This is a genomic window from Fibrobacter sp. UWB15, from assembly GCF_900177705.1.
In the GTDB taxonomy this organism is placed as follows: Bacteria; Fibrobacterota; Fibrobacteria; order Fibrobacterales; family Fibrobacteraceae; genus Fibrobacter.
This window is the reverse complement of record NZ_FXBA01000004.1, coordinates 87,785-106,242: the sequence shown is the minus strand read 5'-3', so window position 1 is coordinate 106,242 and position 18,458 is coordinate 87,785. Positions and strand designations below refer to the sequence as shown.

General features: G+C 49.9%; 8 protein-coding genes and 1 tRNA gene. 4 read left to right on the top strand and 5 right to left on the bottom strand.

All coding sequences use genetic code 11. The features are described 5' to 3' along the window. Window positions 1-45 precede the first annotated feature (45 nt). Window positions 46-1,866, top strand: a complete 1,821-nt coding sequence (locus B9Y58_RS07910; RefSeq protein WP_233247922.1) for an extracellular solute-binding protein — start codon at window positions 46-48, stop codon at window positions 1,864-1,866. Window positions 1,867-1,995: 129 nt separating this feature from the next. Here the strand turns inward: B9Y58_RS07910 and B9Y58_RS07905 are convergent, their stop codons facing one another. The 3 genes from B9Y58_RS07905 to B9Y58_RS07895 all read right to left on the bottom strand — a co-directional run bounded on the left by B9Y58_RS07905 (window position 1,996) and on the right by B9Y58_RS07895 (window position 4,534). Next, window positions 1,996-2,793: a hypothetical protein gene (locus B9Y58_RS07905; RefSeq protein ID WP_085534903.1), complete on the bottom strand. Its 798-nt coding sequence runs from the start codon at window positions 2,791-2,793 to the stop codon at window positions 1,996-1,998. Window positions 2,794-2,911: 118 nt separating this feature from the next. Next, on the bottom strand, window positions 2,912-3,676 hold the full coding sequence (locus B9Y58_RS07900) for a hypothetical protein (protein WP_085534902.1): 765 nt from the start codon (window positions 3,674-3,676) through the stop codon (window positions 2,912-2,914). Between the two features lie 96 nt (window positions 3,677-3,772). Further along, window positions 3,773-4,534, bottom strand: a complete 762-nt coding sequence (locus B9Y58_RS07895; protein ID WP_073057532.1) for a hypothetical protein — start codon at window positions 4,532-4,534, stop codon at window positions 3,773-3,775. Between the two features lie 279 nt (window positions 4,535-4,813). Here B9Y58_RS07895 and B9Y58_RS07890 point away from each other — a divergent pair, with 279 nt between their 5' ends. From B9Y58_RS07890 to B9Y58_RS07880, 3 genes are all read left to right on the top strand, one after another. Further along, on the top strand, window positions 4,814-9,895 hold the full coding sequence (locus tag B9Y58_RS07890; RefSeq protein ID WP_083532347.1) for an InlB B-repeat-containing protein: 5,082 nt from the start codon (window positions 4,814-4,816) through the stop codon (window positions 9,893-9,895). Window positions 9,896-10,390: 495 nt separating this feature from the next. Further along, window positions 10,391-16,183: an autotransporter outer membrane beta-barrel domain-containing protein gene (locus B9Y58_RS07885; protein WP_143154710.1), complete on the top strand. Its 5,793-nt coding sequence runs from the start codon at window positions 10,391-10,393 to the stop codon at window positions 16,181-16,183. 41 nt (window positions 16,184-16,224) lie between these two features. Continuing rightward, a complete protein-coding gene (locus B9Y58_RS07880) occupies window positions 16,225-17,688 on the top strand; it encodes an SLC13 family permease (RefSeq protein ID WP_073057535.1) in 1,464 nt (487 codons plus the stop codon). Between the two features lie 116 nt (window positions 17,689-17,804). On the opposite strand, the gene B9Y58_RS07875 is transcribed toward B9Y58_RS07880, so the two are convergent. Further along, window positions 17,805-17,878, bottom strand: a tRNA-Val gene (locus tag B9Y58_RS07875). A 49-nt stretch (window positions 17,879-17,927) separates the two neighbouring features. Next, on the bottom strand, window positions 17,928-18,458 hold the full coding sequence (locus B9Y58_RS07870; RefSeq protein ID WP_073057536.1) for a hypothetical protein: 531 nt from the start codon (window positions 18,456-18,458) through the stop codon (window positions 17,928-17,930).

Sequence of the window (18,458 nt, the reverse complement as noted above, 5' to 3'; positions counted from 1 at the left end):
ATCGGATTTTATATATTTGAAAAGTATTTATTTACGAGATTTAAAATGAAAAACGAAAAATTGAAAATGGGTTTCTGGGGCGCGGCGCTCATATCCGGCACCCTGATGTTGTCGGCAATTGCCTTGACCGCTTGCAACGAGCAGGGCGCCTCGGGCTCCAAGTCTGCGAAATCCGCCGAACTCAACTGCCCCGAACTCCCGCAAGACTCTGAAGCAACGGGCGAGTTCGACCCGATTGCCTCGAAGGATGCCCGCCCTTGCGGTGCAATTACCTTGTGGGGCTCCGCGATGCCGAAGTCCTTCAATATGTGGGAAGACTACAATAGCTTCTCGGCTGAACTCATGGGCATGATGTTTGAACCGCTCGTGAGCCTGCATAGCACCGAAGACCGCGAAGTGGGAATTCTCGCAGACAGCTGGAGTGTGTCCGAAGACGGCAAGACATTCACTTTCCATGTGGATCCGCGTGCCAAGTGGAGCGACGGTAAATCGGTGACCGCCGAAGATGTGCAGTTCTACTACGACGTCATCATGGACGATAAAAACCTCACGCCGATTTTCAAGGTGGGGCTCAGCCGCTTTGACCGCCCCGAAGTCGTCGATAGCCTTACGGTCAAGATGACCGCCAAGGAATCGCATTGGGGCAACTTCTGGGAAGCTGCTGGCATGCTCGCCTTCCCGAAGCATGTGTGGGCAGGTAAGGACTTCAACCAGATTCGTTATGAATTCCCGGTGGTGTCAGGCCCGTACAAGATCAAGACCTTCCGCGAAGACCGCTACGTGGAACTTGCTCGCCGCGCCGACTGGTGGGGCTTCAAGAAGAACTGGAACCGCGGCAAGTACAACTTCGAAAAGATTCGCTACCGCTTCATGAACGATCAGACGAAGGCTCTTGAAGCGTTCAAAAAGCAAGACATCAACGCCTACGCGATTTACACCAGCAGCATCTGGATGAAACAGACTGACTTCGACGCCATTCAGAAAGGCTGGGCCGTGAAGCAGCGTATCTTCAACAAGGAACCGATTGGTTTCCAGGGGATGGCTATCAACTTGCGCAAGCCGCAGTTCCAAGATGTTCGCGTGCGCCGTGCCCTCAACATGCTCCTGAATCGCGAAGCCATGAATGAAAAGTACATGTACAACCAGTACTTCTTGCTCAACAGCTACTACCCCGACTTGTGGGAAGGCAACCAGAATCCGACGGCGCCGCTCTACAAGTTCAACCCGGATAGCGCCCGCGCCCTCTTTGCAGAAGCGGGCTACAAAGTGAATGCACAGGGTGTGCTCGAAAAAGACGGCAAGCCGTTCGCCATTAACTTCATTACTAGCCAGGAAGACCTGCGTCACCTCACGCTGTTCCAGGAAGACTTGAAGAAGGTGGGCGTTGTTGCAACCATCGAACAGATGTCGCAGAGCACGCTCCGCAAGCGCTTGGACGATGCCGACTTTGATTTGTACTGGGTGAACTGGGGCGCGGGCAGATTGCGCGATCCGGAAGCTAGCTGGAATTCGACAACCGCACTGCAGAAGGGCACGAACAACTTGGCCGGCGTGCAGGACAAGGTGGTGGATAGCCTCATCAACCTGCAGAAGACGGAATTCGACCTCGCGAAGCGTAACGAAATCCTGAAGGCGCTCGACAACCGCCTGGCTGAAATCGTGCCTTACGTGCTCATGTGGCAATGCGACCATCACCGTATTCTTTACTGGAACCGCTACGGCACTCCGGAAAAAGTCTTTGACCGCTTTAACCGCGAAGACGCTATCCCCGTTTACTGGTGGCTAGACCCCACGAAGTCTGCGGCACTTGACAAGGCCATGAAGGCTGGCGAAAATCTGCCGATTCCAGAATACGATGTTAAGTAATTGGTAGAACTTAGAAGACGGCAAAACAAAAAAAGGCGGGCTGAAAAGCTCGCTTTTTTTTCAAATACAAAGGAGATGCCGGGTCAAGCCCGGCATGACAAAAGGCGTGCCGGGGATGACAAATCAGACTTAGAAGAAGAATTCAGCGCCAGCGTAGATTCCGGTAGCATCGCCGCCGATTCGGCCGCTACGTACGATCAGCTTACCCACAAGGTCAAGCTGGTTCGGAATCACGAAGGCATCGGCACCGAGCCAGAGGTTAACCTGCTTGTCGCCGCGGTCGCCCTGATTGCTGCCGTCGTAGGAACTGTTGGAGAGACGATACTTGACCTGAAGACCGAAGAACGGGGTAATTTCGGTGTTCGGGACAGTATAGCCGATTTCGCCGCCGATATGGAGGTCCAGGCCGCGTTCATACTTGTCGTGTTCAAAGCCCCAGTCAAGGCCACCTTCGGTACCGAACTTGAGGCCCGGAGCTTCTTTCACCTTCATGCTGAATTGTGCACCCAAATAGATGGCGACTTCGTCGCTAGAAGGAGGAGTTGTTTCGCTGGGCAGAGCGTTGTAGTCCTTGTCGTCGTTACCAATCGGCAGACGGAGATCCAAGAACATGTTCACCATGGGGTCGAACTGATAGCGGATTCCCACAGTCATGTCGCGAAGGCCGTCGCCGCCTTCGACGCAGCCTTTACAGTCCCATTCGCCCCAGAATTGGTAGCCCCAGCCCTGCAAGGAAAGTTCGAGGTTCTGGACGACGCTGTAACGAATTCCCAGTTCCAAACCGGCTTGTGACCACTGGTGATCCCAATCGTAATAGAGGCCTCCCTTTACAGAACCCTTGCCGCCGTCGAGAACGGGGTAGAAGTCCCAAGTTGCGAAAGCGGCGCTAGAGACGAGGGCCGCTGCGAGTGCGATTTTTTTGAACATTCCAGACTCCTTGGATAAGTTTTGGCTTAAAATCTAGTAAAAGTCGTTAGGCCAGGGGTGTAAAAAAAAGATACCCCAGGAATCTGGGGTATCGGTTTGCAAAAGTTTGCAAAACCTATTAGAAGTTGATGGCGAGCTTGCCGTTAAGGGCGGTGTAGTCGCCGTCGAGGTCACCGTTAGAGATAATGATGTTTGCCTTTACGGTGAACATCGGGTTGATATCGTAGCCGGCACCAATCCAGAAGGTAATCTGGTTGTCGTCGCCGCCAACGTCGTGTCCGTCGTCCTTGTTTTCGGTGAGCTTCTTGTCGAATTCAAAACCGAACCACGGGGTAAGACCGATAGAGGCGATGGTGTAGTCAATTTCGGCCTGGATGGTCATCTTGAGACCTTCTTCAAACTTTTCGTCTTCGAACTTCCAGTCAAAACCGAGTTCGGAACCGAACCACAGGTTGGGAACGAATTCCTGGGTGTACTGGATAGCGGCATACAGGCCAAACGGGTCGTAGTCGCCGACGACATCTTCGGAGTTCAGCGGAAGCTGAATGTCCAAGGCGCCAATCAAAATCGGCATGAACTGGTAACGGGCGCCCACGGTCAATGCCTTGAAGCCGTCGTTATCCGGGCAGGACTTGGTGTCGTCGCAGCGGTCATCTTCGTTCCAGATCTGGTAACCGATATTTTGGAGAGAAAGTTCGAAGTTCTGCATGATGTTGTACTTGGCATTGATCTTGACCTGGTTCATGGACCAGTGATCGTGCCAGGCGTAGGTGTCGCCGATTTCGACTTGACCCTTGTTTGCGTCACCAACCGGGAAGAAGTTGTAGGTTGCAAAGGATGCGCTTGCAGCGACTGCTGCAACGAGAGCGATCTTCTTAAGCATTGAGTGTCTCCTTATATTTAGAATTTATGGAATAATCTAATAAAAAAACACTCCCGATGGAATCAGGAGTGCTTTTAATTGCTGTCTTGTAGCGAATTAGAAGTTTACACCGACCTTGGCGGTAAGGATGGTGATAGTTTCTTCGCCATAGTAGTCGTCGCCGAAGCAGAACTGAGCCTGGGCGCCAGCATAGAACATCGGGTTGATGTTGAAGGTGAGGCCGAGGTACGGAGCAAAGCCCATGTCGCCAGTGTGGCTTTCGCCTACATTGTCGCCGTCAACGGTAACCTTACCGAGGAGCATATTGATGTCGATACCGACGTACGGGGTGATCATTTCGCTAACAGCGAAGTCGGCTTCAAGACCGAGGTTCAGATCCCAAGGCGGCGTAGTCTTGTCGTCACCCTTGGTTTCGAGAGCGAGGCCGAGTTCGGAACCGAAGTCAACCATGCCGAACTTCTGAGAATACTGCACACCAAAGTGGAAACCGATCGGGCCGTCTTCACCGCAGAGGTCTTCGTTGCAGGTGGGGAGACTAACGTCCAAGAAGGCGTTCATGATCGGCATGAACTGGTAGCGCAGCAAGAGCTGGAGGTCAGAAAGACCGTCTTGCTTCAAGTCTTCGCCATCGAAGCTGGTGAAGAGAACGAACGGAACGATCAAGCCTGCTTCAAAATTCTGAACGATAGTGTAACGAGCGCCTGCAGAGAGGGCGCCACGGCTCCAATCGTCCTGCATCATGTAGTCAAAGTGGATTTCGGCCTGACCCTTATGGGCTTCCTGAACCGGGAAGTAGTCCCAGGTTGCGAAAGAAGCGGTTGCCGTAAGAGCAGCTGCAAGAGCGATTTTCTTAAACATGTGTAGTCTCCTTATAAAATGTTTGTAACCTAAATGTAACATAAATGCGTGCCAACGTCAATGGTTTTTATGTGAAGTGTGACATTTTTCACAACAAAGTGTGTAAAATATGTGCTTGTCAGACAATGAGTTGCGAAAATCGCCTTTTTTTTAGTGGAGTGTGATATGTGAGCGGTTTTTGTTCCATGTCACAGACACGGGGTTTTTGGAGGCGCCCCCCTATCTTTTTTGAAAATTTTAAGGTATTTTTACATATAGAAGAAGATAGTTGAGGGTTTTATGAAAACAAAAATCGGTTTATTTTTGTTTACCATACTGGTGATGACCGGCATGGGTTTTGCCGCTCCTGGGGCGGTGGCAGATACGCCGAAGTCCTATTATAACTTGATTACCCATGTTGTTCAGTCGGGAGGATGGGGTTATGGCATGGGAGGGGGAACAACGACCTTGGTATTGAGCCAAGGTCCTGTGCCGTGTACAAGTACGGACTGGTCTTTGTCTTATAATGGCACTGAATATAAGCGTAATGGAGCGTATATCGGCCATTACTATACCAGTGGCTCTGCGTTCCCGGGGATGCCTGGCGGCGGCGTGACGATGTTTTCAAACGAAGGTGAATGTATAGCCTCTGTCGAAGATACTCCGGCAAATTTGGCCACCATGCTTGAACAAAAATGGATCAATGGTGGCGCATCTATGAGAAAGGTGCCGCTCGAATTGTGGTCCGATATCGATCTTAAGGAATTTGCCGCCAATACGGGTGTAGGCAAATGCGCTGTAAACCACGTCCCGCTTCCTATGATGGATAGCACCTCGTTTAACGGAAATGGTTTTACCATCAGCCACCTCTGCTATGCGGCAAGCGTTACTAGCGAAAATCCGATGGAATCGCCGGTAGGGTTTTTCAAGACGGCAGAGAATGTAATGCTAATGAATGTCAGGTTGAATGGCGTTCGCATTTATATTGATGGCGAAAGTACTGACGGTAGCGATTATTACCCGGTGGGCGCTTTTGTGGGTGCCGTGAATTTGGTGACTATCGATAGCGTGATTCTTGTGAATGATTCAATCCAAGCGCCTTTTGCGGGCGGCCTTGTGGGACTTGTCAAGAACTCTACGATTTCAAACATTACGGGTGACGACGATATCAACATTTCGAACATTGTATCTATTACTACAGGGCATGCCGGTTCCAAGGAAATTTTGCAGTCGGCAGGTCATAATGTATTCTTAGGCGGTATTGCGGGTGTTGCAATCCGTTCTCAAAGCGAAGAAGATGCCACCTTTGTCAGCGATTCCATTAAGGTCGATGTTCATGACTATGCAACTGGGCACAAGTCTACTTTGGGCGGTATTGCAGGACTTTACCAGACCATTGGTGGTACAGCAGAAAAATTGAATGTCTATACCAAGCGTAAAGAGGGAGGCGAGACTATTCCCACAAAAATTTCTGGTGGCGCCTCCATGGGTGGCTTGTTTGGTGTTTTGTATGTACCGCGTGATTACAATGTGCCGACTGCGGGCCATTTTGTTGCTACGGACAACAAGTTCGATGGTAAAATCTACGACGCTGCATCTCCGAACATGATTGCGGTGGGTGGCATTCTCGGGCTTGATTCTACGGAATCGGGAACGTCGGTCCATGTAAAAAACAGCGTGTCTAGCATAGATGTCAAGGATTCCTTGAAGGTGCCTGGCTCTTACCAATACTATGCCGGTGGTATTGTGGGTTACGGAGCGACCTGTATCCAAGGTGGTGCGAATGGCGATGATTTCTTGAGTGTTTCGGGCGTAAAAACCGCGGGCTCGATTGCTCTTTCGGCATCGGGGGCCGAGGTTGCCGGACTCCATACCGATACCTACTTAGGCGGTGTCGTGGGTTCAGCATGCATTGCCCAGACAAAGGGTTTGGGACTTACGAACGATACGTCGCTTGTCCAGATTACTTCGAAGGTGAAAACTTCTGTTGACGGAGGTAAGCCTTTCAATGGAGCTCATGCTCGTGACAGCGTGTATGTGGGCGGCATAATCGGTTTTGCAAGCATCATGATTGCGAATGAGGCTGCAACTATGTCTCAATTGTATTACGACGGTTCGATTGTGGTCGAGGATAGCCTTAACAACGTGTTTGTGGGCGGTGTTCTCGGTGGCTTTACCAAGACCGAGGGCGCAAAATCCTTGGTGCTTGAAGACGTTTACGCTCGCAGTGCCGATGTTCTAATCAAGTATACGGCAAAAGAAGCAGGATCCGTAACGACCTCGAATATTCAAATTGCAAATATTGGTGGTTTGTGCGGTGTATGTAACGAAATTAGCGGCATGAACCGAGTCTCTGTGCAGGGCAATATCAGTGTTGTCGGAAAGCATGCGGGCAACTACCTTTATGTGGGTGGCTTGGTTGGCAATACAGAAGCAAACGAAGTCAAGACCGTTGTTCGGAATACCTTCAGTGTGGGCGATATTTCGGTCACGGCCAATAATGCGTCCGTCGGTTACGAGAAAAAGGTTGGTTATCTGATTGGTAGGGCCCAATTGAACAAGGGCTATGAAATAAAGTCTAGTTACCATTTTGGTGAAGATGACGAAGAAACCGTAACATTGCCGATAGGTGTCTTGAATACGGAAATGCTGACAAATGGTTGGCTTAACAGCGACTCCATATCTTATGTGGTGAGAAACGGTTCTGCAACGCAGTATTCGGACCCGCGAAAGAACGGTACCGAAACGACGAAGAACATGAAATCTTCTCAGTTTGCGGGCTTCTTGAATGCCGCTTATACCGATGCAGACGATTACGAATGGGCTTTTGTAAAGGATAATAACGGCAGCCTCCCGTTCTTGAAGTATGGAGCGTACAACGCTGTAAAACCTTCTCCAAGCGAAGTCAAACACCTCGTAAGCTTTGTCGATAAGAACGATAGCCTTATTGATCAACAGGTTGTTGCGCATGGTGGTGCCGCAACAGCACCAGCCAATGTGCCTGTAATCGAAGGTTACACCTTTACGAATACGTGGGATAAAGATTTTGACAATGTTTTAAGTGATCTGACGGTAAAGGCTGTTTATACCAAGAATTCGTATACGGTCCGATTCTTTGACTATGATAATACGCAATTTGGAACGGATCAGAAGGTGCCGTATCAAGAATCCGCAAACGCTCCGGATTCTCCGGAACGTGTGGGCTATGCCTTTGCTGGTTGGGATGATTCGACTTATCTCAGCGTGACTAAGAATCTTGATGTTCATGCGACCTATGTTCCGAAAAAGTACTGGATCGTGTTCAGGAATTATGACGGTTCTGAAGTCACTCCTCCCGATTCTATTCAATATGGTGCTGTTGTGCCGCAGCCGGTCGATTTGTCGCGAGCTCCTACTGCCGAATACACTTATGAATTTAAGGGCTGGGATCCTGAAGTAGTCAAGGTGAATGGCGATGCGGTGTATACGGCGGTCTACGATTCTACCAAGCGGGTGTATGCGGTGAACTTTGTGGACTATGATGACACCCCGATTGGTGATACAGTTTGGGTGGAATACGGTTCTGCAGCCGTTGCGCCTGCCGACCCGACTCGCGATGGTTATAAGTTCACTGGCTGGGACCGTAAATTCGATGTGATTACCAAGAGTGTCGAAGTAAAGGCCACCTACGAAAAACTTCCGGAATCTTCGAGTTCTGTCGAAGTTTCTAGCTCGAGCGAGCCCGAAAGCTCCAGCAGCGAACCGGAATCCTCGAGCTCTGTCGAAGTTTCTAGCTCAAGCGAACCCGAAAGTTCCAGCAGTGCCGAAGAATCTTCGAGTTCTGTCGAAGTTTCTAGCTCGAGCGAACCCGAAAGCTCCAGCAGCGTGCAGGTGGTCTCCAGTTCTAGCATGATGGGCGATATCAAGATCGTGGCGCCGACTATTAAAATGTCCGGCAACAACGCTGTGCTCTTGACCTTCAGCACCGAAAACGTGGACGAATCTGCAAAGGCCTACGTGGTGGTGCGTGGCGAAAACGGCGTGCTTCTGGAAGACACTATTCCGGAGTCGGTTGTTAACGGCGGACAGTGGGAATTTGCGCCTGCACCGATTGGCAAGTTCACGGTAACGTTGACGGTGGGCGACAAGGTACGCTCCGATGCGACGTACACGGGTTCTTTCGAAGTCGCCTCTGAAATCAAGACTACTCCGGGTAGCTGGCAGATGGTCTCGCTGGCCGCATTCGACCGAATGAAGGTCTCTGTTGACGATGCCGCGTTCTACTGGTGGGATGAAAAGAACCCGGTGGGTGACTACTGGCAGTACCGCGCTTATGATGGTGGTAGCGTCGATGCCACTCGCGGTTTCTGGTACGGTACGACTGACGGTAATCCTCTGGTGATTCGCGAATCGACCGGCTCTAGGGATAGCGAAATCGTGTGGGAACTCGATAGCCTGTACAGCGGCTGGAACCTGGTGGCTAACCCGTATGGCTGGAATGTGAACATCAAGAAGGGTTCTTCCGATAATGGAACCAAGGTTGCATTCTGGCGCTGGATCCCGTCTAAGGGCGGTTACGAATTGGTGCACGATGTGATTGGGCCCTACGAAGCCGTGTGGGCTAAGGTTTCCAAGTCTACCACCTGGCGCATGCCTGCTGCTCCGGATTTCGAAATCGAAACAAGAACTGCTGACGAGACAAAGAAGGCGATGCATAAGGATGCCGCAGGCGTCAAGGGTGCTTGGAGCCTGATGGTTTCTCTTGCCGACGATTATGGCAGACAGGATTCCTGGAACGTGATTGGTGCCGGCACCGAAGAAAGCCTCGATGAACCGCCTGCAGGCATGGGTAGCCGTGTGTCGCTCGCTATCCGTAATAGCGAAAAGGGCGCTAAACTTGCAAAGAGCATCAAGGCTGTGGCAAACGAATACCGCTGGGTTCTCGATGTGAGTGCAAACACTGCCCGCGATGGCAAACTCAAGTTCGAAGGCGTCAAGGAACTGAACGGCAAGGGACTCAAGTTGTTTGTGACCGCAGAGGGCGTGACGACGGAAGTTACGGACGAAAAGGCTATGAATGTGGCGCTCGCCAAGTCCGCCAAGCAGGTGGAAGTCCGCGTGGCCGCAAGCAATGCGGTGGTGGCCTCTTCCAAGATCAGCGGCTTTGGCTCTACCCTTGCGGGTGGCGCGCTGCAGCTTGGCTTTACGGCGCCCGAAGCTCTGGCCGGGGCGCGCGCAAGCTACGCCGTGGTCGGTGTCGATGGCAAGAAAGTGGCCGCAGGCCAGTTCAAGGCGACCGCCGGTACGAACCGGTTTAGCCTGAATGCACCGAAGTCTGGCGTGTACTTTGTGAGAATCAAGGTCGGCAGCCAGCAGCTCTCGGGCAAGGTGCTTGTGAGATAACTCACGGAAATTTAAGCAGAAATGTGACGCTACTCAAAAGGCGGGCCTGGTGCCCGCCTTTTTTGCACTCGTTCTTACTTTTTTGTTGCATAAAAAATTATTATTAACTTGTGGCGTTTGGGATAAACGTTGTTGGAGGCTATGATGGGAAAAATAGCGAAGCTTTTTTTGATTTGCACCCTGCTTTTGGTAGGGGAGTCTTTTGCAGATTTAACGCGTCCGCTTTATTTTAGTTGCGGAAAGAGGACAGATGATGGTGTCTATGCCTGCAATATTAGACAGCTCGAATCCACAAAATCGACATTGCAGCCTCAGTATACGAAATGGGGAGAATTTTTACAGGTTTTCCAGAATAGAATCGAAATGGACTTGGGCGATCCGTCTGCAAAAACTGAATATAATGGGTTTGAAATAATTTTTGAGTCCGATATCGACCTCGGTGGGTACCAAAAAACAAATGGTGTTGTCACTTGTAGGGATAATACTTTTGCTCCCATGAATTTTGAATCGGTCATGATTCAGCCGACGATTGATGGTCAAAATAAAACAATCAAGAATTTCTGCTACATTGCCAAAGATGAAAATGCTTCGTTCTTTTCGAGTCTGAGCAATTCGACGGTCAAGGATATCACATTCCTTAATGCTTATGTCAAGGCGAAAACGGTATCCGCAGGGAATCGTTGCGGGTCTTTCTGTGATGCATCGGTTGTAACCGATACTGCGGAACACGTTGCCTTTGAGAATGTGGCGGTAAAAGGTGCTGCAGTATATGGTTGGCAAACTTCGACCTTGGCGATAACTGCTAAAGCAGGGTCTACTAACTTGAATACGCCTGCGGTTTCGCTTTCTCATGTTACCATTCAGGATGTGAATTTATCCATGACTCGGGATGTTATTGCCGAATATTCGGATGCAGAATATCGTTATGATTCGCAATCGGCGAGTGGCGGCGTTGTCGCTAATCTCAGAGGTCATTTTAAAATGGATGATAGCCTCAAAGTGCTGAATTTGAGTGCTCCTGATTCTATTTCAAAAGTCTTTAAGGATGTTACGAATAAAGAATATGTTGGGAATCGTTATGTCGGTGGCATTGCAGGTATTTTTTCTCCTTCGGCAGAGGATACTGATTTTACTTTGGATAGTATAGAAGTATCTGCTGATTTGAGCGGCCTTTGGGTAGGCGGTTTGTTTGGAAGGGTTTCTATTGATAATGATAATCTTTTAGGTTCGTCTAATTTTAATGTAACGAACGCGAAGGTGACGTTGAACTCGCCTGTATATTTGGGAAATACTGGCGGTAACAGGAATCGTTATTTTGGTGGACTTGTTGGCGAATGGATTTGGCTAAGGGGAAAAGTTGTTTTGTCGAATGATACAGTCGATGTCTCGGCGGATTGGCGTGGGGATAAGGATCTTGCAGGAGTGTCCTATATGGGAGGACTTGCAGGATTTATTACAGGTAAAGAAGACGGCGTTTCCCTTGTTGATGTTTTGGCAGAAAACAATACGGTAACGGCTGAAATGTTGACATCTTCGAGAAATGTCTATGCAGGCGGAATTTTGGGAAGAGTGAATCTTGAAAAAGATGATATCATCGGTAGCGGCTCTCTTCGTATTTTAAAATCAAACGTTAAAGCTAAAAAATCGAATTTGATTACGACTACTGCAAGTGAAATAATGACGGTCAATGCGAGCTATTTGGTGGGTAATGCGGTGAGTCTGGGAGGGAAAATCGAAATCCTGCGAAACCATGCCGAAGGAACTATCAACATCAAAAACGACAAGTTGTCTGGTTCAGGGGCCGTGGGCGCCGAAATAGGTTTAGGGTGGTCTAGTGGTGCATATATATACAACAATACCTCTGTGGGTAATTTACTTGTAAAAAAAGTGATCGGGAATACTATGAGTTTAAGGATTACCCAGGGGTATGTTGCAGGGCGGCTTACGGGTGAGGATCCTGACTCAAAATTCAAATTAGGTAACAATATTCATTATGGCACAAGTGATATGGGCGTTTCTCGTGCGGTTGACACGTTGAAAATCGCCGGCCAAGCCCATAATGCTTCGACTTGGAATAAAACGTATTCGTCGTCGGTAGATGTGCGTTACAATTACCGAAATGCATTGAAAGGCGATTCGGCGTTGGCCGCCGATGGCTCGCTGAAAAAGAATGGCTCTGGTGAAATTATTGTGAACAAGAATACGGGTGATTCTTGGTATAACGGCGTTATCGATGCGGATGTCATGAAATCCCGCTTATTTACCTATGTAATGAACGCAACGCAACCTAGTGGTTCCACTGTCACTTGGGACAACAAACCGTCATTTTTGCCTGTTATTTCAGAAAAGAGAACTGCTTATAGGCTTGCGATAAGCCTTTTGGATGAAGATTACATTCAATTGACCCCTGCCGATACGGCCGCATTAAGGGATTATTTGCCCGCAGAACAATGCGAAGCGAGAACGGGGATTTGTTCTTTGTATGTCTACACAGAAAACGATTTAATGTTAAAATCGGACTTGAAATCTACTTTTGATGGATTGAAAGCCGGCTTTATGTTGATTGATAAACTCTCTACTGACGTTTCCGGTAGGTTTGACTATAATCAAAAGTTCACTAAAGATAAAACAGTTAATGGCTTGACGGACCGCGAAATCGAAGTGGAATATATCATGAAGGATTTGGTAGGGGCTAACAACTATGTGTCGGTGGATAAATATGCTGATAATATGACATTTGTTATGCCGAAGGTGGATAAGATTCGCTTGATTTCTGGAAAGGGCGCTGTTCCGGTGATGATGCTAAATACTGATGATGCTAACGGAAATGCACCCGAATATCAATTGGATTGTAATGTTGCTTATAATCCTTGTAAAGCTGGCATGAGTTTAAGTGAATGTGATGAGAATGGTGGTAACTTTTATGTAGAAACTACTTCGAAGAAAATGGGGACTTTCGAAGAAGTTCTTAAGGTGGTTAGAAAACGTTACGATGACATTCATCAAAATAAAATTGTGCTGCTATATTTGCCGATAGAATTAAGTCAAGGTAATGGTACCCTGCCGCATATAGATGTTGGTTTGTTTAAAACCAAAGCCAAAATCAATATGACTACGTATGCTTATAATGGAACGGGCGCTCTTAAAGAAGTGGATTCCCGTGTGCTCGGTGATGGAATTGTGACGCAGTCTGGTGTTGATATGGTTTCGAGGTATCAGTTCAGCCTGGCGGAACGGGGCTTTAATGTAAATGCATGGAAGGTTGATTTTTGGGTTGATTTGGAAGGAAAACCTATTGACGCGATTACTCAATGCTATAACGAAGGAAGTCTGACTGCAAAGTGCGCCGAGGCAAATAAGTATACAGATCTTTCTGAAAAATACTTTGCTAGTGAAAATAAAATTGAAAATGTTTTGAATGCTGCGTTGAATGGCTTAATCCAAAATAAGCCTAGGTTGTCTATGTGGTCAACGGTTATTGATCCCAACGATTCGTTGAGCTTGGATTCGATGATTTATGCCATGGCTGTTGCTATTCCGACATATGCCCCGAAAGCTTCGGTGCTCATTGGTGTTGTGCCTGACTTGCAGGTGGTCTCTTATACAGTCAATTTCGATGTGGACGTGGGTGGCAAGAACGTATTCCTGACGGATGAATTTGTGATTAAGGATTCTTATTCCCGCGAAAATGACGAAACGGCAAAACTCCCCGAAGGTCTGCTTGCAACGGATGCCTGCTTTACCGGCTGGATTGAAAATGCTGAAAATCCAGTGTTGACGCCGTCGCTAAAAATGGATGGCACGCTACTTGAAGTCGCAAACCCGAAAGATGCAGGCACGTTCGACCTGTATGGAGCCTGGGATGCTGGCTGTACGGTTGAAAAAGCCGAAGTGCTTTTGAAAGTGGTTGACAAAACGGGTGCCGAAGGTAATTTTGGTACGGTTACGTTGAGCCAGTCTTACCGTAACCCAGGAAAAGAAAAGGTGATTTTAAAACACGACTTTGTCGATGGAAGACTTGAAGTTCCGACCTCTGCCGAACCGATGACTCTGCATGTGACATCTACTCAAACCAATAAGGATTACGATCTTGCACAGCTCACGCTGAAGGCTCCTAATGGAAACGACATGCCGATTTCGCTTACACCCGGTGACACGTCGTTCAAACTTGAACCTAGGGTGGGTGAATCGTACACGCTTTACGCTATGTTTGCAGGTTATATCGATGTCGATGTTAAAGTGAACCGCGACGATGTTATTTATGGCTATGAGTCTGATAAGAAGACGCTTCATGTGGTAGAACGCGGCACCACGTATTTGCCTAAGTGGGTGTATACTCCGGCTGAGTGCGTGCTCGGGTGGTCTGTATCGCCTGATGGTGTCGATTATGACCGTGATTCGATCGCAAGCGATGACTTGACTGCCAAGGTGACGAGTGAAAAGGCTGTGTATGCGGTGTGGGGCGATGCAGATGCTTGCGTGGCAAGTGCAGATTACCGTCGTTTTAAACTGGAAACGGAACACGGGACTGTGGAAATTATTGAAGTGAACACGGTTGATGGCTCCGAAATAAAGCATTCTTTTGCGGGCGATTCTACAATCCTTTTGCCGCAGGATTATGCACGGTCCAAGTGGGTGGTCCGTGGGGTGCCTCAGAAGGGGTATAAGCTTGATTCCGTTGTGATTGACGGACGCATTAAGCTTGTCGAGGGAGATGAATTGGCTGATTCAATTCAGGGCTATTTGCCGATGAAGGCTTACTTCTCGGAATACAGGGAGCCGGTGGTCAGTCCTAATGGTGTTGTTTCGTTAACTCCTCGTCAGGTGGTGTTGTCTGGGACTAGAAATGGAAATGCAATGCGTCTGCCTATTGAATGGCATGTGGAACAAGGTGCCGTTGCAGAATTGCGTGCGACGCTTCTAGATGCTTTGGGTGTAGAGGTTAAACCGTTGGTGGATAGTGTTGCTGGCAATGGCTCTCTCAACTGGGATGTGTTCCCGCTGTTGCCGGGTGTCTATCGTGTCAACGTGAAAATGAAGAGCGGCAGTGTTGACTCTGTGTCGTATGTAACGGAAGTGTTTACGGTGAGTCCCGAAATAACCGTTGCCCCGGATACCTGGCAAATGGTTTCGCTTTCGGATGTAGACCAAAGCGCAATCATGTGGGATGCCGATCCGGCGTTCTATTACTGGGACGAATCTGCCGAATATGGCGTTGTCTGGAAGTACCAGAGGTATAATGGCGGCGCTGTGAAGGCGCAGCAGGGCATTTGGTACAATTCCTTGGAAGGTAGGGCGCTCCCGTTGCGTCGTGATGTGGCAACAGGCAGCAATGTACAGGGTGCTCCTCAAATCGTTTGGGAAGTGAACGCTGGCTGGAACATGGTGGCAAACCCCTACGGCTGGAGAGTGGTGCTGCCTGAGAATGTTTTGAGCACTTTTGAAATGTGCAAGTGGACTGCCGAGTCTGGATTTGCTCCAGTGACTGAATTGGAACCTTACGAGGCCGTGTGGCTGCTTTCCGATACCAAGACCCCGATTGGCTTTGCGGCGGAACCTTCGTTCGATAATCCTGTGAATACTGGCGCTTTGCAGAAGGCCGCCTTGGCGAAGGCTACTCGCGAAAGCTGGACCTTGCAGGCAGTTCTTAGCGATGCTAAGGGGCACCGTGATTCCTGGAACGTGCTTGGCGTGGGCGAGGCCAATGAAAGGCTGGAACCGCCTGCAGGCATGGGTGACTTTGTGAATCTGTCGGTGGTCGAGGGCAAGAAGGCTTTGCTCAAGTCTATCAAGGGGGCCGAAGACGACCGACATGAATGGAATTTGGCCTTGAGTGCGACGACTGACCGCGTGGGCTACCTCAAGTTTGAGGGCGTAAAGGCCCTGAACGAGATGGGTCTGAAGGTCTATGTGACTATTGACGGCAAGACGACCGAAATGGGTGCCGGGGACTCCTTGAAGGTGTTGCTTAAGGCCGCAGGCTCGATGGCGACCGTCCAGGTAACCTCGTCTGCAGTCACGACCGTCGCCTCGAAGCTCGAAAATCTGCGTTTTGCCCGTGTCCCGGGCGCCCTCCAGGTCGGGTTCGACGTGTCCAGCGACTTGGCTGGTGCCGGCTACCGTGTGCAGCTGGTGGACTTTAAGGGCCGGGTTGCCGCCACCTATAGCGCCAAATCGACCGCAGGCCACAACACGCTCGCACTTACAGCCCCGAAACCGGGCCTGTACCTGCTCCGCGTGACCCTCGGCCGCCACCATGCTGTCCGCAAGGTGGCAATTTACCGCTAATCTTGCCATAAGTGCGGCATTTTTCTAAATTTGGCCGCACTATGACAAAGGCTAAATTCATCAAGTTCATCATCGCGTCGGTGCTCGCCATCGTCGCCCTCTTCTTGCCCTACGAATCCCTCGGATTCGATGCCGCAAGCCCCATGGGAATCCTGAATCCGCTCGAAATTCGCGTTATTGGCGTTTTCGTGATGGCGGCTCTGTTCTGGATTCTGCAACCGTTCCCGATCTGGTCGACCTCGATGCTCGTCATTGTGCTCATGATCGTGACGATGTCCGATTCGTCCCTGACGCCTTTCCGCGTGGACGGCGTGACCATGATCAGCCATAAGTCCATTATGGCAACGTTTGCAAACCCGATTATCATGCTCTTCTTGGGCGGCTTCTTCCTCGCTGCAGCCGCTACCAAGTACAAGATGGACTTGAACCTCGCCCGCGTGCTCCTGAAGCCCTTCGGCAAGAACCCGAAGTTCGTGCTTCTCGGTCTCATGCTTATTACGGCCGTGTTCTCCATGTTCATGAGCAACACCGCAACCGCCGCCATGATGCTTGCCATTCTCGCCCCGGTGCTCAAACTCTTCGACGAAGATGACCGCGGTAAAGCAGCCTTTGCCCTCGCTATTCCGCTGGGTGCCAACATCGGTGGTATGGGCACCCCGATCGGTACTCCCCCGAACGCTATCGCCCTTGGTGCCTTGAACGACGCTATTGCCCGTGGCGACCTCGTTGCTAACCCGGTGAGTTTCGGTCAGTGGATGGCCTTCGGTATTCCGTACGTGATTGTTTTGATGGTGCTTGCCTGGATCCTCCTCCTCAAGATCTACCCGATCAAGATGAAGGAAATGGTCCTGAACATTGAAGGTGCCGGCAAGTTCGATACCAGCCCCAAGGCCATTATCGTGTACATTACCTTTGTCGTGTGTGTGCTCCTGTGGGTGACCGGTAAGGGTGTCCACGGCATTAACGATAACGCAATTGCTATGATCCCGATGGCTGTGTTTGCTCTCACTGGCGTGATCACTAAGAAAGACCTGAACGCAATGAGCTGGGACGTGCTCTGGCTCGTGGCTGGCGGTTTTGCTCTGGGTGTTGGCCTCAACGCTACTGGCCTTGCCGCTCACTTGATCAAGACGATTCCGTTTGCAAGCTGGTCTCCGATTGCTCTTATGGTGGGTTGCGGTATCATCTGCTTGTTCATGGCTAACTTCATGAGCCACACTTCTACCGCTACCTTGCTAGTGCCGATTCTTTGCGCCGTGGGTATCGCTTGCCAGGGCAACCTGACTGGCCTCGGTGGCGTGACCGCTCTCCTCGTGTCCGTTGCGTTTGCAAGCTCTCTGGGCATGAGCCTCCCGATTTCTACTCCTCCCAACGCACTTGCCCACGCAACGGGTTACACCGATACGCGCGGCATGGCCATTACCGGTGTCGTCATGGGCCTCGGTGGCTTGGTGCTTTCTTGGGTGATGATGATTGTCCTTGCGAAGGTTCACTTCTTCGGATAATCTAGAGATTGCTCCTTAAAACGTGAAAGCCGTCCCTTTGGGGGGACGGCTTTTGCTTTAGGTCCTTGCTTTCGTAGGAACACAAAAAAGCTCCGCTTTTGCGGAGCTTTTTCGAGTGGTCGATACAGAACTCGAATCTGTGACCTCTACCATGTCAAGGTAGCGCTCTAACCAACTGAGCTAATCGACCGAGGTGAGACCAAATATAGAAAAGGCTTTTTCTTTTGTCAAGGGGTAAATTATCTATCGTCTTCGGCGACCCAATAGCGTAGTCGACCGGTCAAATGGAGCGGGGGAAGGCTATCGCTGCAGGATCCGCTACGGCAATCCTTAAAATACAGGTCCAAATCGGCGGACCAGAGCGAATCGCTTCTTTCGTCGAATTTGATGGTGCTGCTGTCTGGAACAAGGGGGGCTTCGGGCGAGAATTGTTCTCGCATCCACGAGACGGGCTGGAAACGCCCGTTCAGGCTTGCCCTGCTCACGGGAGTGAGCTTTGTACCTATTTTAGGATTGTTGATCATAAGCGAAATCTGGTCGCCGCGTTTGCTTTCGTCTAAACGGGTTTGGATTTGGATATAGTGACGGTTTATATTGGGAACATGGACGTCTTCACGGGCTAGCTCTATGGTGTGAGAATCTTCGTCGCCCAACTTGTACTTGATATAACCGCCACCTTTGACTTCCCAGCTGCTGTTGATGTCGCCGCAGGCTCCGAGCATTAGGGCGACTGCGCCGAGGGCGATTTTTTTGCAGAAAGTCAAATTCAT

Coding starts and splice junctions, on each gene's coding strand:
- B9Y58_RS07900 (WP_085534902.1), bottom strand. CDS start 3,676: ATGCTTAAGAAGATCGCTCTCGTTGCAGCAGTCGCTGCAAGCGCATCC.
- B9Y58_RS07880 (WP_073057535.1), top strand. CDS start 16,225: ATGACAAAGGCTAAATTCATCAAGTTCATCATCGCGTCGGTGCTCGCC.
- B9Y58_RS07890 (WP_083532347.1), top strand. CDS start 4,814: ATGAAAACAAAAATCGGTTTATTTTTGTTTACCATACTGGTGATGACC.
- B9Y58_RS07885 (WP_143154710.1), top strand. CDS start 10,391: ATGAATTTTGAATCGGTCATGATTCAGCCGACGATTGATGGTCAAAAT.
- B9Y58_RS07905 (WP_085534903.1), bottom strand. CDS start 2,793: ATGTTCAAAAAAATCGCACTCGCAGCGGCCCTCGTCTCTAGCGCCGCT.
- B9Y58_RS07870 (WP_073057536.1), bottom strand. CDS start 18,458: ATGAATTTGACTTTCTGCAAAAAAATCGCCCTCGGCGCAGTCGCCCTA.
- B9Y58_RS07895 (WP_073057532.1), bottom strand. CDS start 4,534: ATGTTTAAGAAAATCGCTCTTGCAGCTGCTCTTACGGCAACCGCTTCT.
- B9Y58_RS07910 (WP_233247922.1), top strand. CDS start 46: ATGAAAAACGAAAAATTGAAAATGGGTTTCTGGGGCGCGGCGCTCATA.